This is a genomic window from Microbacterium sp. NPDC006705 (genome assembly GCF_044903545.1).
Taxonomy (GTDB): domain Bacteria; phylum Actinomycetota; class Actinomycetes; order Actinomycetales; family Microbacteriaceae; genus Microbacterium; species Microbacterium plantarum.
In genome coordinates this window covers 152,936-175,171 of sequence record NZ_JBJDQQ010000001.1, presented here as the reverse complement: position 1 = coordinate 175,171, position 22,236 = coordinate 152,936, and the positions used below count along the sequence as shown (strand labels likewise).

The following is a 22,236-nucleotide window of genomic DNA, read 5'->3' as shown; positions in this document are numbered from 1 at the left end:
CTGCGGAGGCTCAGACGCCGAACTGGAATCCGGCGCCGGGAATGGCCGCGAGCAGTTCGCGCGTGTATTCCTCGGTCGAGTGGTCGAAGACCTCGTCGGTCGTCGCCGACTCCACCAGGCGACCCCGTCGCATGACCGAGACGTTGTCGGCCACGAGACGCACGACCGCGAGGTCGTGGGTGATGAACAGATAGGTCAGGTCGAGCTCCGTCTGCAACTCCGTCAGCAGGTTCAGGATCTGACCCTGCACGAGCACATCGAGCGCCGAGACGGCCTCGTCGAGGACGAGCACGTCGGGCTTGAGCGCGAGGGCACGGGCGATCGCGACGCGCTGACGCTGCCCGCCCGAGAGCTCGCTCGGATAGCGATCCTTCGCCGCTGCCGGCAGCGACACCTGGTCGAGCAGCTCGCGTACCCGCGCCGACCGCTCCTTCTGGGTGCCGAACTTGTGCACCCGCATGGGCTCGGCGATCGTGTCGCCGACGCTGTACTGCGGGTCGAGGGTGCCGTACGGGTCCTGGAAGACCGGCTGGACCCGGCGGCGGAAAGCGAGCTCCTCGGCGCGGCTGAGCCCGCCGAGCTTCTTGCCGTCGAAGCGGATCTCACCCGACGTCAGCTGCTCCAGCTGCAGGAAGAGCTTGGCGAGCGTGGACTTGCCCGACCCCGACTCGCCGACGATCGCGGTCGTCGTTCCCTTCGCCACCTGGATGCTGACGTCGTCGACGGCGACGATCTGCTTCGACGAGAGGCCGCCGGTGCGCACCTTGTAGACACGCCGCGCGTTGCGGATGTCGATGAAGTCACTGCGCGCAGCGACCGCCTCTGCCTCGGCCTCGCGTTCCTCGGCGCGTGCGAGGAACTGCTCCCCCGCGCCGAAGACGTCGACGTCCTCGTGGTGGCGCACCGCCTGGATGCGACGTGAGGCGAGGCTCGGGGCCGCGGACACGAGTCGCTTCGTGTAGGGATGCTTCGGATCGGCGAGGATCTCCTGCGACGGGCCCGACTCGACCACGCGACCGCGGTACATCACGACGAGGTGCTCGGCGCGCTCGGCCGCCAGGCCGAGGTCGTGGGTGATGAACAGCACCGACGTGCCGAAGTCCGTCGTGAGCGTGCCGAGGTGGTCGAGGATCTGGCGCTGCACGGTGACGTCCAGAGCCGACGTCGGCTCATCGGCGATGAGGAGCTTCGGACGCGCCGACAGACCGATCCCGATGAGCGCACGCTGACGCATACCACCGGAGAACTGGTGCGGGTACTGCCGCATCCGGTCGGCAGCGTCGGGCAGCCCTGCCTCGGTGAGGACCTCGACGGCACGATCGCGGACCGCGGCGCGACCGGTCGCGCTGCGGTTCGAGCGGACAGCCTCGCGCACCTGGAACCCGACGGTCAGCACCGGGTTGAGGTTCGACATGGGATCCTGCGGGACGTAGCCGATCTGCGCCCCGCGCACGGCCTGCAGCTCGCGGTTCGACAGCGCCGCGAGGTCGCGGCCCTCGAACATGATCTGGCCGTCCGTGATCCGCCCGGTGCCCGGGAGCAGCCGGATGATCGCCTGAGCCGTCGTGGACTTACCGGAACCGGACTCGCCGACGATCGCGACCGACTGGCGCGGGTAGATCGTCAGGTCGACGCCGCGGACGGCCGGGACGAGTCCGGCCTTCGTCTGGAACCCGACGTGGAGGTTGCGGATGTCCAGCAGCGGCGTGGCATCCGAGGACGTGGTGTCGCTCATCGGCGCGCACGCTCCTTCGGGTCGAGGGCATCGCGCACGACGTCACCCAGCATGAGGAAGGACAGGACCGTCACCGACAGGGCGGCGGCGGGGTAGATCAGCACCATGGGGCTCGTGGTGAGCGACTGGCGCGCGGAGTTGATGTCGTTGCCCCAGCTCATCACCGTCCCGGGCAGGCCGATGCCGAGGAACGACAGGGTCGCCTCGGCGACGATGAAGGTTCCGAGCGACACCGTGGCCACGGCGATGACGGGTGCGATCGCGTTGGGCAGCACGTGACGCAGCAGCACGCGCCAGCGCGAGACGCCGAGCGCGATGGACGCCACGACGTAGTCGGCCTGCTTCGCCGTCAGGACCGCGCCGCGCATGATGCGAGCGATCTGCGGCCACGCGAAGACCGCGATCACGAGGGCGACGACGAGCGGCGTCCGGTCGGGCACGACCGACATGAAGACGATGGCGCCGAGCACGGTCGGGATGGCGAAGAAGATGTCCGCCACGCGCGACAGGATCGCGTCGAGGATGCCGCCGTAGTATCCGGCGAGGGCGCCGACGATCGAGCCGAAGATCGTCACCATGAGCGTCGCGATGAAGCCGACCATGACCGACGACTGCGTGCCGTAGATCACGCGGGCGTAGACGTCGCAGCCCTGGCGGGTGAATCCGAAGATGTGTCCGGCACGCGGACCGGCGTTGCTGTCGGCCAGCTGACAGTTCGCGGTCGGCGACACGGGCGAGAAGAGCCCGGGGAACATCGCGACGACGAGGATCAGCACGATGAGCACGGCGGAGACCCAGAACATGGGCCGGCGGCGCATCGACTGCCACGCGTCGCTCCAGACGGTGCGCGGCTTGTCGTCGGTCGAGACGGCGTCGATCGCCTGGAGCGGCGTCTCCTCCTCGGGAGCGACGAAGTGTTCCTGATTCCGGCGGAGATTACTTGGCATAGCGGATCCTCGGGTCGAGCCAGGCGTACAGGAGATCGACGAGCAGGTTCGCCAGCATGATGATGATCACCATGATGGCGACGAAGGACACGACCGTGGGTCCCTCACCGATCGTGATGGCGCGATAGATCGTGCCGCCGACGCCGTTGATGTTGAAGATGCTCTCGGTCACGATCGCGCCGACCATCAGCGATCCGAGATCCACGCCCAGGTAGGTCACCACGGGGACGAGCGAGTTGCGCAGGACGTGCACCGTGACGACGCGACGGCGGCTGAGGCCCTTGGCCGTCGCCGTGCGGACGAAGTCAGCGGAGAGGTTCTCCGCGACGGAAGAGCGGGTGAGCCGGACGATGTACGCGAACGAGACCGTCGCGAGCACGATCGCCGGCAGGAGGAGCTCGTTCCAGGGCGCACCCGCACTGACGGTGGTGCGGAACCAGCCGAGCTGGATGCCGAGGATGTACTGCAGAACGAAACCGATGACGAAGGTCGGCACGGAGATGAGGAGCAGGCTGACGACCAGAGCGGTGGCGTCGAAGAGCTTGCCCTTGCGCAGGCCCGCGATGAGACCGACGACGATGCCGAAGAACGCTTCGATCGCGAGGGCGAGGACCGCCAGTCGCAGCGTGATGGGGAACGCCTGAGCCATGACGTCGATGACGGGGCGGCCCGAGAACGTCGTGCCCCAGTCACCCTGCAGCAGCGCCCCGATGTACAGGAAGTACTGCACGATGAACGGCTTGTCGAGGTTGTACTGCGCCCTCACCGCCTCGATGACGGCGGGAGACGGCTGACGCTCGCCGTACAGGGCGGCGATCGGGTCTCCCGGCAAGAGGAAGACGAGGGCGTAGATGAGAAGGGTCGCCCCGAAGAAGACGGGGATCAGCTGCAGCAGCCGTCGACCGATGAACCAGAGCATCGACGAATAGTTCCTAAATGGGTTCGGGTAGTGAGGGCGAGAGGGCCCCGGTCAGCACGGTGTCCGGGACGCGAATGCGCCCCGGACACCGTACTCGATGATCGCCTGGAGCCGAACTCAGCCCTTGGTGACCTGGTTGTAGAGCGGCACCGAGTCCCAGCCGAAGACGACGTTGTCGACGCCCTCGCCCCAGACACCGACGGCGTTCTGGTACCACAGCGGAACGCTAGGCAGATCGCGCATCAGGATCTCCTGAGCCTGCTCGTACAGGCCGGCAGCGTCCTCGATGGACGGAGCCGATGCGGCCTGCGTCAGCAGCTGGTCGAACTCCGGGTTGGTGTAGCCCTCGTAGTTCGAGCTTGCGCCGGTGCTGTACTGCGCCGACAGGAAGTTACCCTGCGACGGGTAGTCCGCCTGCCATCCGGCGCGGGTGGCGCCGGTCAGGGTGCCGGTCGTGCGCAGGTCGAGCGCAGCGGCGAACGTCGGCTGCGGTGAGCCGACCGCCTCGATGCCGAGCGTGTTGGCGATGCTGTTCGCGACAGCATCCACCCAGGCCTGGTGGCCACCGTCGGAGTTGTACGTGATGGTGAACGGTCCGGCGTACGGGCTGATCGCCTCGGCCTCGGCCCACTTCGCCTTCGCCTCTTCGGGGTTGTACTCGAGGACCTCGGAGCCGGGCAGGTCGTCGCTCCAGCCCTCGACGACCGGCGACGTGAAGTCGGTGGCCGGCGTGCGGGTGCCCTGGAAGATCGTGTCCGTGATCTCCTCGCGGTTGATCGCCATCGAGATCGCCGCGCGACGCAGCTGACCCTCTTCGTCGTTGCCGAAGTTCGGCAGGTAGAAGGGGATGTTGAAGCCCTGGAAGATCGCCGCGGGCTGGTTGACCGAACGCTCCGGGAAGTCCGTCTCGTAGGTCGCGAAAGCCGTGTCGGGAACGGTGTCGAGCACGTCGAGGTTGCCGCCCTGCGCGTCGGCGTAGGCCGACTCGAGGGAGGTGTAGAAGACGATGTTCAGACCGTCGTTCTTGACCTCGCGCACACCCTTGTAGTCGGGGTTCGGAACGAGGTTGATGCCCTCGTTGTGGCGCCATGCGCCCTCGCCGTCGAGCATGTACGGGCCGTTGCCCACGGGGTTCTCACCGAACGCCTCGAGGTCCTCGAACGCGACGGACGGCAGCGGCATGTAAGCCGTGTAGCCGAGGCGCAGCGGGAAGTCCGCGTCGGGAGCCTTGAGCGTGACCGTGAAGGTCATGTCGTCGACGACAGCGAGGCCGCTCGGGGCGGTGCTGCCGTCGTCGGACGCGCCTTCGATCGTGTAGAACCAGTACGCGCCGTTCTCATCCTGCGCGCCCGCGGTCCAGGTGTCGACGAACGTCTGAGCGGTGATCTCCTCACCGTTGGTGAACTTCCAGCCGTCGGCGACGGTGATCGTCCAGACGACGTTGTCGTCGCTCTCGATCGAGGAAGCGACCTCGTTCTCGATCGTGCCGTCGGCCTTGTAGCTGACCAGGCCCGCGTACATCGAGGTGAGGATGCGGCCGCCGCCGGTCTCGGTGGTGCCGAAGGTCAGCAGCGGGTTCTGCGGCTCGGTGCCGTTCGTGGTGATGATCGCGGAGGCGTTGGAGCCCCCGCCCGTGTTGCTGTCGCCGCCGGCCGAGCAACCGGCCAGCGTGAGCGTGACGGCGGACACCAGCGCGATCGCGCCGACTCCCCAACGTCGTCTCGACATGTTTCCTCCTGGGTGACGGGTACGCGCTCACGGTCGACGGCGGCGAAGACACACCGGTGTCCGGAGCACGGGATATACCCCCGACGATAAGCGCGCTCCCGCCCTGTGACCGCATCCAGGCCCAAACCGTTACATGTCGGCAACAATCGCGCCCGTGGGGTTGTCATCGTGCACCGGGTGAGCCTCGCCCTCTGGGCGGTGCGTCAACCGGGCTGCCAGCCACCCGATCGCGACCACCCGCGGGAACCTTCCACTTCACTCGCGAGCGCCCACGTAAGCTTTGGATATGAAGGTGAACGGGCGCGACCACCTCTCTGATGTAAGGTCGAGTCGTCCCGGATCCCGCCGGAACTCACGACCGAAGGAGAGCCGCTGTGGTGGACGACGCCATCCTCATCTACGCGAGCACGCTGGCCGCCGACATGCGCCACGTCATCCCCCACGACGTGCACGACCCGTTCCTCTACATCGAGGTCGACGGCGCGCCGCACGTGGCCATCAAGTCGCTCGAGGCGGCGCGCATGCGCGATGTGCCGGGTATGACCGTGTTCCCCCTCGACGAGCTCGGCTTCGACGACTTCCGCGCCGCAGGCCAGGACCCCGACCTCGCGGAGCTCTCCACTCTCGTCGCCGCCTGCCGCAAGCTCGGCGTGACACACGCCGCAGTGCCGCCCACCTTCCCCCTCGAGGTGGCCGACCACCTGCGCGCCAACGGGGTGGAGGTCCGCGTGGACCGCGACCTGTTCGTGCAGCGCCGTCGCGTGAAGACTCCGCACGAGCTCGCCGGCATCCGCCGCGCGCAGGTCGCCGCTGAGGCGGGCGTCTCGCTCGTCGCCGATGCCATGCACCGCGCCACCGTCGACGCCGACGGCGGCCTTCTGCTCGACGGCACGCCGCTGACCTGCGAGGACCTCAAGGACCGCATCCGGTCGGTCTTCCTCCGCAACGGCTGCGAAGACGCGGGCATGATCGTCGCCCACGGAGCCCAGACGTGCATCGGACACCACGCCGGATCGGGTCAGATCTTCGAAGGTGAGCCGGTCACGGTCGACATCTGCCCGCGCGACATCGCCTCGGGCGGCAATTCGGACATGACCCGGACCTTCGTCAAGGGCGACATCGACGACGAGCTCGCCTTCTACTACGACATCGTCAAGAAGTCGTTCGACGCGACGCTCGCGGCGATCCGTCCGGGGCTGCCCGTGGCGGAGCTGCACCGCATCTCGTGCGAGCCCATCGAGGCCGCCGGCCAGCCGACCCAGCTGACGAAGAAGCCGGGCGAGGTGCTCGACGAGGGGTACTTCCACTCGCTCGGACACGGCGTGGGCCTCGAGGTGCACGAACCGCCGAGCCTCAACCAGAACGATGCCGTCCTCGTGGCCGGTGACGTCATCGCCATCGAGCCGGGCTGCTACCGCCAGGGCTTCGGCGGCGTTCGCCTCGAGGACATCGTGCTGGTGACCGAGGACGGCTACGAGCTCATCTCGGACTACCCCTACGACCTCGTGCCCGTCTCGCTCCCCCGGGGAAAGTGAGGATGGCGCGCGACCCCCGGATCGACGACCGCGCCGACGAGATCGTCGCGAGCTGGCGGGAACTGTGCCGGTTCCCGACAGTCGCCGGTCGACTCGACGCGATCGCAGCGGCCGCCGACTGGATCGAGGAGCGCCTCGCGCCGCTGATGGATCGCGTCGTGCGCTACGACATCCCCGGTTATGGACCCGTCGTCGTCGGTTTCCGAGCCGGGGCGAGCGATGCGTCGCTGCTGCTGTACAACCACTACGACGTTCAGCCCGAGGGCGATCCGTCGCGCTGGACCTCGCCGCCGTACGCCGCGGAGATCCGGGAGGGTGCGATGTACGCGCGCGGCGCGTGCGACGACAAGGCCGACGTGGCGGGCCGTCTCGCCTCGCTCCGCCTCTGGATCGAGGACCACGACGGGCAGACTCCGTTCGGCGTCATCTACCTCGCGGACCCGTGCGAGGAGATCGGCAGCCCGGGCCTGGACGCTGTCCTCGCCGCGCACGCGGCCGAGCTGCGCGCCGATGCGTGCCTGTGGGAGAGCTACCTCCGCGAGGAAGACGGGCGCCCCGCCGTCGGGTTCGGATGCCGGGGCTCGCTCGAGATCGAGCTGTCGCTCGACATCCTCGCCGCGGCGCAGCATCCGTCGTACTCCTCGATCCTGCGCTCCGCACCGCTCGAGCTGATGAAGGCGATCTCGTCGATGCGCACCGACGACGGCCGGATCGCCGTCGCCGGTGTGCGGGATGAGGCTCTCGTCCCCGACGAGCGCGCGCGTCGCCGCACGGCGGACATCACCCTGCCCGGACCCTCGATCGCGCGTGACGGCGTGTCGCCCTATCTGCCGGGGACGGACGCGGAGCTCTCGACGCGGTTCGTCTTCGAGCCGTCGATGAGTCTCTCCGGGTTCGACCTCGACGACGGCGTGCGGCAGAGCATTCCGGCGTCGGCGTCCGCACGCGTGCGCTTCGGGCTCGTCCCCGGGATGCAGCCGGAGCGCGTGGTGGATGCTGTCCGCGCCCACCTCTCCGCACGGCATCCGGACATCTCGGTATCCGTCATCCGCGCCCTCGCGCCCGCGTACTCACCGGTCGAGTCCGCCTTCGGCGAGGCCGTCGTGCGCGCCGCCGGGCATGCCTTCGGCGCCGACGCGGTCGTCTACGACGTGATGACGGGAGCGGGTCCCGGCGCCCTGTTCCTCGAGCACCTCGGAGCCCCCATCATCTCCCCCACGGGCACCCTGCGACCGGCCGGGAACATGCACGGCTACGATGAGCACGGCTACGTCGAAGACTTCCTCGACCACGTCCAGTTCACCCTCGACGTCCTCCGGGAGCTCGAACGCAGCGGCTTCGCCGACACACCCCGGGGAGGGGCATGACGACCGATCCAGCGCACCTGCGCTCGCTGCTCGAACCCGAGCGCGAGGTCCTCGAGATCGACGACGTCGATCGGCGGATCCTGCATCGCCTGCACGAGGACGCCCGTGCGTCGATGCGCAGCATCGCGGCGGACGTCGGGATGTCGGCTCCGGCTGTCGCGGAACGCATCGCGCGGATGGAACGCGGGCACGTCATCCGCCGGCACACGATCGAGCTCGACTGGGCGGCGCTGGGCTATCCGATGCTCGTCGTGATGCCGTTACGGCTGACCGGGAACGCCGACGCTGCCGCAGTGCTGACCGCGCTCAAGGCGATCGACGCCATGACCGAGGTCATCATCCTGGCGGCCGGGTACGACCTGATGGCGCGGTTCCGCGTCCGCGACCACGCCGATCTGCAGCGACTGCTCGTCGAGCAGGTCTGGCCGATCCCGGGCATCGACCGCGTCGAGACCATGCTCGCCATCGGCCGCCTCGCCGATCCCGAGCCGTTGCAGCACGTCCTGGCGACCGAGACCCCCGCGCGCAAACGCCGCCGCCCGTGACCCGCCATCCCCCGGCTTAACATCGACCCGGGAGGAAGAATGACGCACGTGTCACGGACCCGACTGTGGTGGGAGATCGCCCTCGTTCTGGCGCTCTCGGTCGGCCGGTCGGCGTTCTTCTCGGTGCTGTCGTTCCTCGAGGCGGTGACGAGCCCGGTGAGCCTCGGCGACCAGTCGACCTCGCTCAATCCCGGTGCAGCGACCATCGACCCGTGGCAGGTGGTGTCGCAGGTCTTCTCGAACCTCTTCAACCTCGCGCCCGTCGCGTTGGCGATCTACTTTCTCTGGGAGCCCGGCCGCTCGGCGCTGCGCCGGATCGGTCTGGACTTCCGGGTGTTCGGAAAGGATGCCGGCGCCGGCATCCTGCTCGTCGTTCTCATCGGCGGGCCGGGCCTCGGGCTGTACGCACTCGGACGGGCGCTCGGGATCACCGTCCAGGTGGGGGCCGCACCGCTCGACGGCGGCTGGACCGCCGTCATGCTCCTCGCGCTGGCCGCCCTGCGGGCGGGACTCACCGAGGAGGTCATCTTCATCGGTTACCTGTTCGACCGGCTTCGCCGTCTCGGCTGGAGCACGTGGACGATCATCCTGTCGACCGCCGCGCTCCGCGGGATGTACCACGCGTACCAGGGCGTCGGCCCGATCTTCGGGAACATCGCGATGGGCGTGGTCTTCGGGTGGGTCTACCGCCGTTGGGGCCGGGTCATGCCGCTCGTTGTCGCGCACGTCGTGATCGACCTCATCGCGTTCATCGGCTACCCGCTGGCCGCATCGTGGTGGCCCGGGCTCTTCTGACACGTCGCGCTTGCCGAGAACGCACCCCCGCGTCGAGCACGCACGCTCAACGGTGCGAGCTCGACGGGACGGTGCGTTCTCGCGACGCCGGGGGCGTCAGGCGAAGGCCTCCGGCGGCGGGCAGGCGCACACGAGGTTGCGGTCGCCGTAGGCCTGGTCGATACGACGCACCGGTGGCCAGTACTTGCCGCGGACGAGGGACCGCACGGGATAGACGGCCTCTTCGCGCGAGTAAGCGTGCGACCAGGCCGACGCGACCGCCGCTTCAGCCGTGTGCGGCGCGCCGACGAGCGGGTTGTCATCGGCCGGCCACTCCCCCGCGGCGACCCGGTCGGCTTCGGCGCGGATCGCGATCATCGCCTCGACGAAACGATCGATCTCGGCGAGGTCCTCCGACTCCGTCGGCTCGACCATGAGCGTCCCCGCCACCGGGAACGACATCGTCGGCGCGTGGAAGCCGTAGTCGATCAGCCGCTTCGCGACGTCGTCCACGGTGATGCCGGTGCGCTCCCGCAGAGGACGCAGATCCAGGATGCACTCGTGCGCGACGAGTCCGCCTTCGCCGGCGTAGAGCACCGGATAGTGCTCGCGTAGCCGCGCCGCGATGTAGTTCGCCGCGAGCACCGCAGCTCCCGTGGCCGCCCGCAGCCCGGCTGCCCCCAGCATGCGCACGTACGCCCACGAGATCGGAAGGATGGATGCCGAGCCGTAGGGCGCGGCCGAGACCGGACCGCCCTCGAAGACGAACCCGCCCGCGTGCTCGGCCCGCTGGGCGTGCGGGTGCGACGGCAGGAACGGCGCCAGGTGCGCCTTGGCAGCCACGGGGCCCACGCCCGGTCCGCCGCCCCCGTGCGGGATGGCGAACGTCTTGTGGAGGTTGAGATGCGAGACGTCGCCACCGAGGTCGCCGAAGCGAGCGAAACCGAGGAGGGCGTTGAGGTTGGCGCCGTCGACGTAGACCTGACCGCCCGCCGCGTGCACCGCATCGGTGATCGCGAGCACCTCGTGCTCGTACACCCCGTGAGTCGAGGGGTAGGTGATCATGAGAGCGGAGAGCGCCGCAGCATGCTCGTCGATCTTGGCGCGGAGATCGTCGAGGTCGACGTTTCCCGCTTCGTCGCAGGCCACGACCACGACGCGCATACCGGCGAGCACGGCAGACGCGGCGTTGGTGCCGTGCGCCGACGACGGGATGAGGCAGACGGTCCGGTCGTCGTCGCCTCGCGACCGGTGATAGCCGCGGATCGCGAGCAGCCCCGCGAGCTCGCCCTGCGAGCCGGCATTGGGCTGCAGCGACACGGCGTCGTAACCGGTCACCTCGGCGAGCCACCCCTCGAGCTGCTCGATGAGCTCGAGATAGCCGCGCACGTCGTCGGCGGGTGCGAACGGGTGCACGCGGGCGAACTCCGGCCAGGTCACGGCGGCCATCTCGGTCGCGGCGTTCAGCTTCATCGTGCACGACCCGAGCGGGATCATGCCACGGTCGAGCGCGTAGTCGCGGTCGGCGAGGCGCTTGAGGTAGCGCATCATCGCCGTCTCGGAGTGGTGGCTGTTGAACACCGGATGGGTGAGGTACTCGTCCTCGCGCCGAAGCGACGCCGGCGCGTGCCGGTCAGCCCACGTCGATCCGCCGATGAATGCGAATGCGCGCTGCTCGGGACCGCCGAATGCTCGGACGATCGCGTGCAGATCGCTGACGGTCGTCGTCTCGTCGACGGCGACACCGACCGTGTCGTCGTCGCGGTGCCACAGCTGGTAACCGGATTCGCGGGCCGCCGCGACGACGCCTGCTGCCCGGCCCGGCGCGCGCACCACGAGCGTGTCGAAGAACGCATCATGCTCGACCTCGACCCCCGCATCGGCCAGCCACTCCGCGAGAAGGGCCGCGTGACCGGCGACGGACTCGGCGATGCGCCGGAGCCCGTCCGGGCCGTGGTACACGGCGTACATCGACGCCATGACCGCCAGCAGGACCTGTGCGGTGCAGATGTTCGACGTCGCCTTCTCGCGACGGATGTGCTGCTCGCGCGTCTGGAGCGAGAGCCGGTAGGCGGGATCGCCCGCCGCGTCGACCGAGACGCCGACGAGCCGTCCGGGCAGCTGGCGCTCGAGGCCGGCACGCACCGCCATGTACCCGGCGTGGGGTCCGCCGAAGCCCATCGGCACGCCGAACCGCTGGGTGGTGCCGACGGCCACGTCCGCCCCGAGCGAGCCGGGCGATCGCAGCAGGGTCAGCGCGAGGAGATCCGCCGCCACGACGACGAGACCGCCCGCAGCCTGCACCTCCGCGATGACCGTGCTCGGATCCCACACACGGCCGGACGCACCGGGATACTGCACGAATGCACCGAAGACCGGCTCGTCGGACGGGGTCGTGCCCGCGCCGCCGGCGAAGTCGATCTCGCGCAGTTCGATGCCGAGCGCCGCCGCTCGATGGCCGAGCAGCGCCTTCGTCTGCGGCAGCGCATCCGCGTCGACGAGGAACACGTTGCTGCGCGACTTCGAGGCCCGCCGTGCGACGAGCATGCCCTCGACGACGGCGGTGGCCTCGTCGAGCATGGACGCATTCGCCGTCGCGAGCCCGGTCAGGTCGGTGACCATCGTCTGGAAGTTGATGAGCGCTTCGAGGCGGCCCTGCGAGATCTCCGGCTGGTACGGCGTGTACGCGGTGTACCAGGACGGGTTCTCGAGGACGTTGCGCTGGATGACGGCAGGCGTGAGCGTGTCGTAGTACCCCAGGCCGATCATCGCCCGTGCCGGACGGTTGCGCGATGCCAGCTCGCGCAGCTCCGCGAGCGCCTCGTGCTCGGCGGCCGCGGCCGGGATCACGCTGTCGGGCACCGCATCGACCTGGATGGCCGCGGGCACGGCTCGGGCGAGCAGAGCGTCGACGTCCGGATAACCGAGGACCTCGAGCATGCGCTGCTGCGCGGCGCCGTCGGTGCCGATGTGACGGGCGACGAAAGCGGAGGTCATCGGTCTCCGCCGGTGAGCTCGACGTAGGCGGCGCGGTCGAGCAAACCGTCCGCGTCGGCGGGATCGATCTCGATGCGAACGAGCCACCCGTCGCCGAACGGCCCGGCGTTCACGAGCGACGGGTCGTCGACGACGGCCTCGTTGACCTCGACGACAGTTCCGCTCAGCGGCGCGTAGAGCTCGCCGACCGACTTGGTCGATTCGATCTCGCCGCAGACGGCATCGGCGGTCACCGCGGTTCCGACGGCAGGGAGATCGACGAACACCACGTCACCCAGCTTCTCGGCGGCGTAGTCGGTGATGCCCACCGTCGCGGTGGTGCCCGAGAGGGCGACCCACTCGTGCTCGGCGGTGTACTTCAGGGCGTCGAGATCGGTCATTTCTTCCTCCGGTAGAACGGCAGCGTGGTGACGGTGGCGGGAATGCGGGTACCGCGGACATCGAGCGCCAGCTCGGTGCCGAGTGCGGCGTGTCCGGGTGCGACGTAGGCCATGGCGATGGGATGCCCGAGGGTCGGGCTCAGGGCGCCGCTCGTGATTTCACCGACGCGCTCGCCGTCGGGGCCGAGCACGGCGTAGCCGGCGCGGCCGGCGCGGCGGCCCTCCGAGACGAGACCGACGAGCACCGGCCCACCGGAGGAGTCACGGGACTGGAGGCCCTCGCGGCCCACGAAGGCGCCCTTGTCCGTGGCGACGACGCGGCCGAGACCCGCCTGCGCAGGAGCGACGTCGCGCGAGAGCTCGTGTCCGTACAGCGGCATCCCGGCTTCGAGCCGCAACGTATCGCGCGACGCGAGGCCCGCCGGAGCGAGCCCGAGCGGTGACCCGGCCGCGAGCACGGCATCCCAGAGGGCTTCGGCCGCGCGGGCCGGGATCATCAGCTCGAATCCGTCTTCGCCGGTGTACCCGGTGCGTGCGAGGAGCAGCGGCTCGTCCGCGAACTCGCCGGCGGTCCACGCGTAGTACCGCGTGTCCGCGAGCGCGACGTCGGGCGTCGACAGGCCCGAGGTGGACTCGAGGACCGCCAGCGCCGCCGGGCCCTGGACGGCCAGGAGCGCGTAGTCATCGGTGAGGTCTCGCACCTCGACGTCCCAGCCTTCGGCACGCTCCTGCAACGCCGCCCACACGGGCTCGCGGTTGCCCGCGTTCGCGATGATGAGGAAGCGGTCGTCGCCGAGGCGGTAGACGATGACATCGTCGATGATCCCGCCGTCGTCGGCGAGGACGAGCGAGTACTTCGCCTTCCCGACGGCCATCGTCGAGATCCTGCCGGCGAGGGCGGCGTCGAGGCAGTCCCCGGCGACCGAGCCGGTCACCTCGAACTCCGCCATGTGCGAGATGTCGAACAATCCGGCGGCGGAGCGCACCGCGTGGTGCTCGGCGAGGTCGGACGTGTAGCGGACCGGCATGAGCCAGCCGCCGAAGTCGGTGAACGATGCGCCGAGCGCAGCGTGACGATGGTGCAGGACGGTGGAGCGGGGATCTGACATGAGTTCTCCCTTTGCGGGCGGGCGGCTGCCACGGCTGCGGCATCCGGAACTCCCCCTCTGTCTTGGGCCTGAGAGTTTCACCGGGCGAACCCGGCTTTCACCGTCGGCGGATCCCCGAGGGGATCGCTTTCCAGAGCGGCCGGACGCGCGCGGTACGCGGACCTGAGAGATTGGCGGGGAGGCTTGCTCCTTCGGTGCCCGGAATTCTCCGGGGCTCTCCCGCGTGCGTCATGCGGCCTGTCTTCAGTTGCGCGATCAGCATAGCGTCACCGCGCGAGACCGCGCAGGCGCCGCTGTACTGGGCCGCTCAGCGCGTGCAGCTCCCCGCGGTCACGGCCGGAGCGTCCGCAGAGGCGCCCGCGAGCACCGGCAGCAGCTCCGTCGTCGTCATCGCGTAGCCCCGCCGCTCGTCCTCGGCGCCGCGCGCGAACACGACGCCGGCGACCTCACCGGCGTCGGTCAACAGCGGCCCGCCGGAGTTGCCCGGGCGGACGTCGGCATCGAGCGCGTAGATCTCACGCGGAGCGCTGGACTCGTCGTAGATGTCGGGGACGGGGGCCGAGCCCACCGAGAGGACGAAGGCGGCTCCGCTCGTGAAGGGCCCGCCGAGCGGGTATCCCTGGACCGCGACCGCTGCTCCCGCGGCGACCGGCGGAACGACCGGCAGGGGCGCCACGCCCAGGTCCGAGACCGCGATGACGGCGAGGTCGTCGATCGGGTCGAAGTACACCACGCGCCCTTCACGCGCGTCGCGGCCCGGCAGCTCGACGACGGGGGTGTCGACGCCCGCCACGACGTGGGCGTTGGTCACGATGAGGTCGTCGGCGGCGACGAATCCGGACCCGGTCATCGACACACCGCAGGCGTAGGCCGTGCCGCTGATGCGGGCGACGGATGCCGCCGCGCGCTGCAGCTCGGGATCATCGAGCGCGACGGCGGGCGCGGTCGGCGCGACCTCGGGCCGGAGAAGCTCGCCGATGCGGGGGATCCCCTCGTCGACGACGAATCCGCGCACCTCGGCGAGCGCGCTGTCGACGGGGTCGGGGGTGAGACCGTCGATGAACGAGAGCACGCGCGATGAGGCCACGGCGGTGGATACGAGCGGCATGCCGCTCGCCGTGACCGCGCCGGCGCCGAGGAGGAGGACGAGTCCGCCGGCGATCGTCGCCCCGCCGGCACCCAGGATGCGGTCGAGGATGCGCAGCTTGGCTCGGTCGACGCCGCGGCGCAGCGCCGCACCGACAGCGGTGCCGAGCGCGGTGCACAGGATGATGATCGCGATGGCGCAGATGGCGAGCACGAGCGACCGGTACTCCCAGTCGGCGACGCCGGGCGCGATGAGGGGCACACCCCATACGGCGAGGAGCGAGCCGATGACGAGCCCGGCGAGCGAGCCCGCGATCGCGACGAGGCCTCGTGTCACGCCGATGGCGAAGAAGCCGACGAGGAGTATCACGACGATGACGTCGACCAGCAGCACAGGACCTCCTCGGGAACGGAGGCCAGCGTACGGCGTCCCGCTGTGAGTCCCCCATTTTGCGCTTCGTGTCGCGATGACTATAAGATCGGTGCGACAGTTAGGGTCACAATGACACGAACCACCACGGATGGGCCGCAGGACGACATCCGGGTCGCCGTCTCGACGGTCATCTTCAGCCTGCGCCACGACGGCGGCGAGCTTCCCTCCGTCGTGCTCCCCCTGGTGCGTCGCACACGCGATCCCCACGCCGGACAGTGGGCGCTCCCTGGCGGATGGCTCGATGTGTCTGAGAACCTCGAGGCTGCGGCATCCCGGACCCTGGCCGAGACGACCGCGCTGGCTCCGAGCTATCTCGAGCAGCTCTACGTCTTCGGCGACGTCGGCCGCTCTCCCTCGCGAGTGGTGTCGATCGTCTACTGGGCGCTGGTGCGCGAGGACGTCGCATCGACGCCGCTGCCCGAGGACGAGAACGTCGCCTGGTTCGACGCCGCCGATCTGCCGGAGCTGGCGTTCGACCACCGGAGCATCATCGAGTACGCGCTCTGGCGGCTGCGCAACAAGGTCGGCTACAGCCGTATCGCGCATGGGCTTCTGCCTGACCTGTTCACCCTCGCCGAGCTTCGCGAGGTGTACGAGGCCATCGGCGGCAAGCGCCTCGATCCGGCGAACTTCCGCCGCCAGGTCGAGGGGTCGGGCACCCTCATCCCGACACGCGAGTTCCGCACCGGCAGCCACCGCCCCGCCCGGCTCTACCGCTACAACCACGACGTCGAGCTCGCCGACCGCGGGCCGCTCCCCCGATGAAGGAACGCGCATGACCACTTCTCCGCTCACGCTGTCGCCGCGACCGATCGACCCGAGCGTCGATCACGGGATCCAGGCGATCGTCGCCGGCGCGTCGAACGCCGAGACATGCAACACCGATCTCGCCGCGGGACCGTGGAGCTTCGACGCACGGCCGGGGTACGGCCCGGGCTCGTCGATGGGCGACGTCATCCCGACCGGGGCGCCGCGCCAGGGCGAGCTCCCGGAGTACTACCGGACCGCGGACGAGGACGAGCTGCACGACCGCATCTCCGCCGCCGAGGCCGCCCTCGGCGACCGGGTCGTCGTCCTGGGGCACTTCTACCAGCGCGAAGAGGTCGTGCGGCACGCGGACTACGTGGGCGACTCGTTCCAGCTCGCGGAAGCGACGAAGGCCCACCCCGAGGCCGAGGCCATCGTCTTCTGCGGCGTCCACTTCATGGCCGAGACCGCCGACCTGCTGTCGCGGCCCGAGCAGTCCGTCATCCTGCCCAACCTCGCCGCCGGATGCTCGATGGCCGACATGGCGTCGATCGACGAGGTCGAGGAGTGCTGGGAGCAGCTCGGCGAGATCTACGGCGACCTCGGCAGCCCCGACGCCGAAGGACTTCTCCCCGTCATCCCCGTCACGTACATGAACTCCTCCGCCGCCATCAAGGGCTTCGTCGGCCGGCACGGCGGAATCGTGTGCACCTCCTCGAACGCCCGCACCGTGCTCGAGTGGGCCTTCGCACGCGGCCGCCGGGTGCTGTTCTTCCCCGACCAGCACCTCGGACGCAACACCGCCAAGGCGATGGGGGTCACGCTCGACCGCATGCCGATGTGGAACCCCCGCCGCCCGCTCGGCGGCAACGACGAGGCGTCCCTGCGCGATGCTCGGGTCATCCTCTGGCATGGCTTCTGCTCGGTGCACCGCCGCTTCACCGTCGAGCAGATCGCGCAGGCGCGTGCGGAACACCCGGGCGTCCGCGTCATCGTCCACCCCGAGTGCCCGATGCCGGTCGTGGACGCCGCGGACGAGGCGGGATCGACGGAGTACATCCGCCGCGCGATCGACGGCGCGACCGAGCCCACAATCTTCGCGGTCGGCACAGAGATCAACCTCGTCCAGCGGCTCGCCGCGCAATACCCGCAGCACCGCATCTTCTGCCTCGATCCCGTCGTCTGCCCGTGCTCGACGATGTACCGCATCCACCCGGGCTACCTGGCGTGGGTCCTCGACGAGCTCTGCGCGGGACGGACCCCCAACCGCATCCGGGTCTCCGACGACGTCGCCGTGCCGGCACGGGCCGCCCTCGAACGGATGCTGGCGGCGCGGCCATGACCCGGCGTGTCGTGGTCGTGGGCTCCGGTCTTGCCGGCGGCATGTGCGCCCTGCGCGCCGCCGACGCCGGCTGCGAGGTCGTCCTGGTCACGAAGAGAGCGCTCGGCGACGGCAACACCGCCTACGCGCAGGGCGGCATCGCCGCCGTGACGGCCACGGGCGACTCGGTTCTCGCCCACGTCGACGACACTCTGCGCGCCGGCGCGGGCCTCGGCGAGCGCGACGCCGTGCACACGCTCGCATCGGCGGGGCCGGACGCCGTCGCGACGCTCGAGGCGATCGCGGTCGCGTTCGACCGCGACGACAGCGGCGCGCTGCGACTCGGCCTGGAAGGTGCGCACCGGGTTCCGCGAATCCTGCACGCCGGCGGCGATGCGACCGGAGCCGCGATCCAGCGCGCTCTGAACCGCGCGCTGGCTCTCGCGCCCGTCCAGATCCGCTCCGACGCTCTCGTCACCGACGTCGTGGTCTCCGACGGGGCGGCGCGGGGTGTGCGGGTGCTCTCGGAGGGCCGCACCGAGACGCTGGCCGCGGATGCCGTGGTCCTCGCGACGGGTGGGGCGGGACAGCTGTACGCCCACACGACGAATCCCGCGGTGGCGACCGCCGACGGGATCGCGCTCGCCCTGCGCGCCGGCGCGACCGTCGCCGACCTGGAGTTCGTGCAGTTCCACCCCACCGCCCTGACCGATGGGACGCTCGTGTCGGAGGCCGTGCGCGGCGAGGGTGCTGTGTTGATCGACGAGCGCGGGCGCCGCTTCTGCGTCGATGCACATCCCGATGCGGAACTCGCTCCACGAGACGTCGTGGCGCGCGCGATCGCGGCGGCGATGGCGCGTCAGGGCGGCCGGCCGGTGCTGCTCGACGCGACCGGCCTGCGCGAGACTCCGTCGGCGACGGCTGCCTTCCTCGCCCACCGGTTCCCGACGATCGACGAGTCCGTGCGGGCGCGCGGATGGGATTGGTCGCGGCATCCGGTTCCCGTCACTCCCGCCGCGCACTACCTCATGGGCGGCGTCGTGACCGATCTCGACGGTCGGACCGACGTCGACGGGCTGTTCGCGGTCGGCGAGGTCGCGCGCACGGGCGTGCACGGTGCCAATCGGCTGGCCTCCAACTCGCTGCTCGAAGCCGTCGTGTTCGGCCTGCGCACCGCGGATGCCGTCGTCGACGGCGACCCGCGGGTCGCAACGGCGTCTCCGAGCGTCTCGTCGTCACCTCGCGCCGTGGCGAGCCGGTCCCGTGCGCCGCGACGGATACCGGCGAACGGACCGTTCAGCCGAGCGGCCCTGCAGTCGCTCATGTGGCGGCACGTCGGACTCGAGCGGGACGCCTCCGGGCTCGCTCTCGCGCTCGACATCCTCGATGAGTGGTCGCGCGCCGCAGTCGCACCCCGCTCCCGGCGCGAACACGAGGACGCCAACCTGCTCCTCGTCGCGAGCTCGATGACCACCGCCGCGCTCGCACGCACCCGATCGATCGGCGCACACCACCGCAGCGACGACACCACCGCTCGTCCGCTGACCGCCGACGAATCCGTCCGACCCGCCGCCGCTCCCGAGAAGGTCGCATGATGCTCACACCCCGACAGATCGCTGCCCTCGTCGGCCCCGCACTCGATGAGGACGCCCCATGGGGCGATCTCACCAGCACCGCCTTCATCCCCGGGGCGGCGCGCGCCACGGCCGCGCTCGTCTCGCGCGTCGACGGCATCCTCAGCGGCGGGGCAGTTTTCGCCGCGGCTTTCGCGCTCACCGATCCGAGCTGCGACGTCGTGATCGACGTGCCCGACGGCTCGCGCATCCGCCCCGGTGACACGCTGGCCACCGTCCGCGGTCCGGCGCGCGCCGTGCTGACCGCCGAACGCGTCGGATTGAACCTCACCCAGCGGATGTCGGGGATCGCCACGCTGACCCGTCGCTACGTCGACGAAGTCGCGGGGACCGGTGCCCGCATCGTCGACACCCGCAAGACGACACCGGGGCTGCGTCTGATCGAGCGGCAGGCCGTCCGGGACGGCGGCGGCCACAACCACCGGTTCTCCCTGTCGGATGCGGTCATGCTCAAGGACAACCACCTCGGTGTCATCACCGCCGATGGGACGGGGCTGACCGAAGCGCTGCGACGCGCGATGGATGACCTTCCTCACACGACCCACGTCGAGGTGGAAGTCGACCGCATCGATCAGATCGAGCCCGTGCTCGCCGCCGGCGTGGACACGATCATGCTCGACAACTTCTCGCTGGACGATCTGCGCCGCGGGGTCGCCATCGTCTCCGGTCGCGCGGTCGTCGAGGCGTCGGGCGGAGTGTCGCTCGAGAGCGTGCGTGCGATCGCCGAGACCGGTGTCGACGTGATCTCCGTCGGAGCGCTCACGCACTCCGCGCCCTCGCTCGACCTCGGGCTCGACCTCGTCGTCGACGCGCGCTGATGCTGTACCTCGACCACGCCGCGGGCGGTCCGGTGCGTCGTGAGGTGCTCGAGGCGATGGCACCATTCCTCACCGGGCGATTCGGCAACCCGTCGAGCATCCACACGGTCGGTGAAGACGTCGCCGGCGCCCTCGACGACGCGCGGCGGCGGGTGGCGGCGGTGCTCGGCATGCGCGCCGGCGACATCGTCTTCACGTCCGGAGGAACCGAGGCGAACAACCTCGCGATCGCGGGCATCGCCCTCGGGGCCCGCGGACGCGCTCCCGGCCACATCGTCACGACGGCGGTGGAGCACGATTCGGTATTGGCGGTCTGTCGTTACCTCCAGCGCATGCATCGATACGACGTCGACGTCCTGCCCGTGGACTCGCTCGGACGCGTCGACCCCGACGCCGTCGCCCGAGCCGTGCGCGATGACACCGCCGTCGTGAGCATCGGCTACGCCAACAACGAGGTCGGAACCGTTCAGGATGTCGCGGCGATCGCGCGAGCAGCGGGTTCGGTCCCGGTGCACACCGATGCCGTGCAGGCGGCCGGGTGGCTTCCCCTCACCGGCACGGGCGCCTCGGCTCTGTCGGTCGCGGGCCACAAGATCGGCGCGCCGCAGGGCATCGGTGTGCTGGCGGTCCGCGGCCGGCTCCCCCTCGAGCCCGTGATCCACGGCGGCGGCCAGGAGCGCGGCCGGCGCTCGGGCACGCAGAACGTCGCGGGGGCGGTGGGCCTCGCGCTCGCGCTCGAGCTGGCCGAGCGCGAGCGCCCCGAGGCCGCTGCGCGGGCCGCGGCGGCGCGCGACGCATTCACGAGCCGCGTGCTCGGCACCGTCCCCGGATCGCGCGCGACCGGCGACCCTGATCGGAGGCTTCCGGGCCTCGCCTCGTTCACGTTCGCCGCGACCTCGGGCGAGGCCGTGCTCCTCGAACTGGAACGGCGTGGAATAGTCACGAGCAGCGGGTCGGCATGCGCCGCGGGCAGCGACGAGCCGTCGCACGTCTTGACGGCGATGGGTCTCGACGCCGATGACGCCCGCACCGCGGTGCGGTTCAGCTTCGATCGCGCGACGGCGCCGGATGCGGGAGCGCTCGCGGGCGCGGTGGCCGACGCCGTCTCGGCAGTACGATCGGGGTCGTGAGCTCGCCCGTCGTCACCGTCATCGTCCCCGGCCGCGACGTCGCCCCCTACGCCGAGGAAGCGCTGGCTTCCCTGAAGGCCCAGACCCTCGGCGAGTGGACCGCGATCCTCATCGACGACGGATCGCGCGACACGACCGGACGCATCTTCGCGGAAGCGGCCGCGTCGGACGAGCGGTTCCGCGTGATCGCACACGATCGCGCCGTCGGGCTGGGTGCCGCACGGAACGCGGGGCTCGATCGGGTCGACACCCCGTTCGTCGCCTTCCTCGACGCGGACGACGTCCTCACCCCGTCGGCCCTGGAGCGCTGGATCGGAACGCTCGACGCTTCGGGCTCCGACTTCGTCGCCGGGGCCTACGTGCGACTGCGTCCGACCGATGAGGGCTACGTCCCGGGCCCCGTGCAACCCTGGGTCGCGGCATCCACTCGGCCTGCCCGCATCGGGACCACCCTCGCCGACCATCCCGAGGCATCGGGGAACATCGTCGCGTGGTCGAAAGCGAGCCGCATCGAGTTCTGGCGACGTCACCGACTGCGCTTCCCCGAGAACCGGCTGTACGAGGACCAGCTGGTCGCACAGCAGATGTACACCCGCGCCCGAGCGTTCGACGTGATTCCGGACGTCGTCGTGCACTGGCGCGAGCGGGCGGACGGGTCGTCGATCACGCAGCACCGTGCACAGCTGCCCGTGCTCATCGACTATCTCGATGCGCTGCGGTCGGGCCTGGCGGTGCTCGACGCCGCCGATGCCCGTGCCGCGGCCACGGCCCGGGTCCGGCTCGTGCTCGACATGGACGTTCCCCCGCTCGTGCGCATCGCCGCGACCCATCCCGATCCCGAGTACCGTCGGCGGATCGGCGGGCTGGTCCGCGACTTCCGGGAACGAGCACCGGGTCACCGGGCCGCCGAGCCGGCAGCCGCCGAGTTGTGGGACATCGCCCGCCTCTGGTGATCCGCCGCGCGCATCCGCGTCGACCGACCGGAAGCTGATGCTGGCGCCGTGTCGTCGGCCCCGGGAATAATCGATCCG

General features: G+C 70.3%; 18 protein-coding genes and 1 riboswitch. Of the genes, 10 read left to right on the top strand and 8 right to left on the bottom strand.

Going from position 1 to position 22,236, the window contains the following annotated elements; all coding sequences use genetic code 11:
• Positions 1–10: 10 nt before the first annotated feature.
• The 4 genes from ACI2K6_RS00775 to ACI2K6_RS00760 all read right to left on the bottom strand — a co-directional run bounded on the left by ACI2K6_RS00775 (position 11) and on the right by ACI2K6_RS00760 (position 5,329).
• The gene (locus ACI2K6_RS00775; protein ID WP_274177958.1) at positions 11–1,735 is read right to left on the bottom strand and encodes an ABC transporter ATP-binding protein; all 1,725 of its coding nucleotides are present in this window, start codon (positions 1,733–1,735) and stop codon (positions 11–13) included.
• Positions 1,732–2,682 (bottom strand): ABC transporter permease, encoded by a 951-nt coding sequence (locus ACI2K6_RS00770; protein ID WP_023950496.1) that lies wholly within the window; start codon positions 2,680–2,682, stop codon positions 1,732–1,734. The genes ACI2K6_RS00775 and ACI2K6_RS00770 overlap by 4 nt, the downstream gene beginning before the upstream one ends.
• Positions 2,672–3,601, bottom strand: a complete 930-nt coding sequence (locus tag ACI2K6_RS00765; RefSeq protein ID WP_023950495.1) for an ABC transporter permease — start codon at positions 3,599–3,601, stop codon at positions 2,672–2,674. The genes ACI2K6_RS00770 and ACI2K6_RS00765 overlap by 11 nt, the downstream gene beginning before the upstream one ends.
• A 117-nt stretch (positions 3,602–3,718) precedes the next feature.
• Positions 3,719–5,329, bottom strand: a complete 1,611-nt coding sequence (locus ACI2K6_RS00760; RefSeq protein WP_274177959.1) for an ABC transporter substrate-binding protein — start codon at positions 5,327–5,329, stop codon at positions 3,719–3,721.
• 374 nt (positions 5,330–5,703) lie between these two features.
• On the opposite strand from ACI2K6_RS00760, the gene ACI2K6_RS00755 reads away from it, so the two are divergent.
• The 4 genes from ACI2K6_RS00755 to ACI2K6_RS00740 are packed head-to-tail and all read left to right on the top strand — an operon-like array spanning position 5,704 to position 9,571.
• On the top strand, positions 5,704–6,864 hold the full coding sequence (locus ACI2K6_RS00755; RefSeq protein ID WP_274177960.1) for a Xaa-Pro peptidase family protein: 1,161 nt from the start codon (positions 5,704–5,706) through the stop codon (positions 6,862–6,864).
• A 2-nt stretch (positions 6,865–6,866) separates the two neighbouring features.
• Positions 6,867–8,231: a M20/M25/M40 family metallo-hydrolase gene (locus ACI2K6_RS00750; RefSeq protein ID WP_404567737.1), complete on the top strand. Its 1,365-nt coding sequence runs from the start codon at positions 6,867–6,869 to the stop codon at positions 8,229–8,231.
• The gene (locus ACI2K6_RS00745) at positions 8,228–8,776 is read left to right on the top strand and encodes an Lrp/AsnC family transcriptional regulator (protein ID WP_404567736.1); all 549 of its coding nucleotides are present in this window, start codon (positions 8,228–8,230) and stop codon (positions 8,774–8,776) included. The genes ACI2K6_RS00750 and ACI2K6_RS00745 overlap by 4 nt, the downstream gene beginning before the upstream one ends.
• 39 nt (positions 8,777–8,815) lie before the next feature.
• Complete coding sequence (locus ACI2K6_RS00740) at positions 8,816–9,571, top strand: CPBP family intramembrane glutamic endopeptidase (protein ID WP_404567734.1); 756 nt, start codon at positions 8,816–8,818, stop codon at positions 9,569–9,571.
• Positions 9,572–9,667: 96 nt separating this feature from the next.
• Here the strand turns inward: ACI2K6_RS00740 and gcvP are convergent, their stop codons facing one another.
• The 4 genes from gcvP to ACI2K6_RS00720 all read right to left on the bottom strand — a co-directional run bounded on the left by gcvP (position 9,668) and on the right by ACI2K6_RS00720 (position 15,516).
• The gene (gene gcvP / locus ACI2K6_RS00735) at positions 9,668–12,547 is read right to left on the bottom strand and encodes an aminomethyl-transferring glycine dehydrogenase (RefSeq protein ID WP_404567733.1); all 2,880 of its coding nucleotides are present in this window, start codon (positions 12,545–12,547) and stop codon (positions 9,668–9,670) included.
• On the bottom strand, positions 12,544–12,927 hold the full coding sequence (gcvH, locus tag ACI2K6_RS00730; protein WP_114589552.1) for a glycine cleavage system protein GcvH: 384 nt from the start codon (positions 12,925–12,927) through the stop codon (positions 12,544–12,546). Before gcvH ends, gcvP begins: the two co-directional genes overlap by 4 nt.
• Entirely contained in the window at positions 12,924–14,036 is a 1,113-nt protein-coding gene (gene gcvT / locus ACI2K6_RS00725; protein WP_404567732.1) for a glycine cleavage system aminomethyltransferase GcvT, read from the bottom strand. Before gcvT ends, gcvH begins: the two co-directional genes overlap by 4 nt.
• A 140-nt stretch (positions 14,037–14,176) precedes the next feature.
• A riboswitch (glycine riboswitch) is annotated at positions 14,177–14,268 on the bottom strand.
• Positions 14,269–14,343: 75 nt separating this feature from the next.
• Positions 14,344–15,516: a MarP family serine protease gene (locus ACI2K6_RS00720; protein ID WP_404567730.1), complete on the bottom strand. Its 1,173-nt coding sequence runs from the start codon at positions 15,514–15,516 to the stop codon at positions 14,344–14,346.
• A gap of 108 nt (positions 15,517–15,624) precedes the next feature.
• Between ACI2K6_RS00720 and ACI2K6_RS00715 the strand changes: the two genes are divergently transcribed.
• The 6 genes from ACI2K6_RS00715 to ACI2K6_RS00690 are packed head-to-tail and all read left to right on the top strand — an operon-like array spanning position 15,625 to position 22,158.
• On the top strand, positions 15,625–16,320 hold the full coding sequence (locus ACI2K6_RS00715; protein ID WP_323985756.1) for an NrtR DNA-binding winged helix domain-containing protein: 696 nt from the start codon (positions 15,625–15,627) through the stop codon (positions 16,318–16,320).
• Positions 16,321–16,330: 10 nt separating this feature from the next.
• Positions 16,331–17,644, top strand: coding sequence for a quinolinate synthase NadA (nadA, locus tag ACI2K6_RS00710; RefSeq protein ID WP_404567729.1), 1,314 nt, complete (start codon positions 16,331–16,333; stop codon positions 17,642–17,644).
• The gene (gene nadB / locus ACI2K6_RS00705) at positions 17,641–19,218 is read left to right on the top strand and encodes an L-aspartate oxidase (protein ID WP_404567728.1); all 1,578 of its coding nucleotides are present in this window, start codon (positions 17,641–17,643) and stop codon (positions 19,216–19,218) included. Before nadA ends, nadB begins: the two co-directional genes overlap by 4 nt.
• On the top strand, positions 19,218–20,075 hold the full coding sequence (gene nadC / locus ACI2K6_RS00700; RefSeq protein WP_282502579.1) for a carboxylating nicotinate-nucleotide diphosphorylase: 858 nt from the start codon (positions 19,218–19,220) through the stop codon (positions 20,073–20,075). Before nadB ends, nadC begins: the two co-directional genes overlap by 1 nt.
• Complete coding sequence (locus ACI2K6_RS00695; RefSeq protein WP_404567727.1) at positions 20,075–21,205, top strand: cysteine desulfurase family protein; 1,131 nt, start codon at positions 20,075–20,077, stop codon at positions 21,203–21,205. Before nadC ends, ACI2K6_RS00695 begins: the two co-directional genes overlap by 1 nt.
• Positions 21,202–22,158 (top strand): glycosyltransferase family 2 protein, encoded by a 957-nt coding sequence (locus ACI2K6_RS00690; protein ID WP_404567726.1) that lies wholly within the window; start codon positions 21,202–21,204, stop codon positions 22,156–22,158. Before ACI2K6_RS00695 ends, ACI2K6_RS00690 begins: the two co-directional genes overlap by 4 nt.
• Positions 22,159–22,236 lie beyond the last annotated feature (78 nt).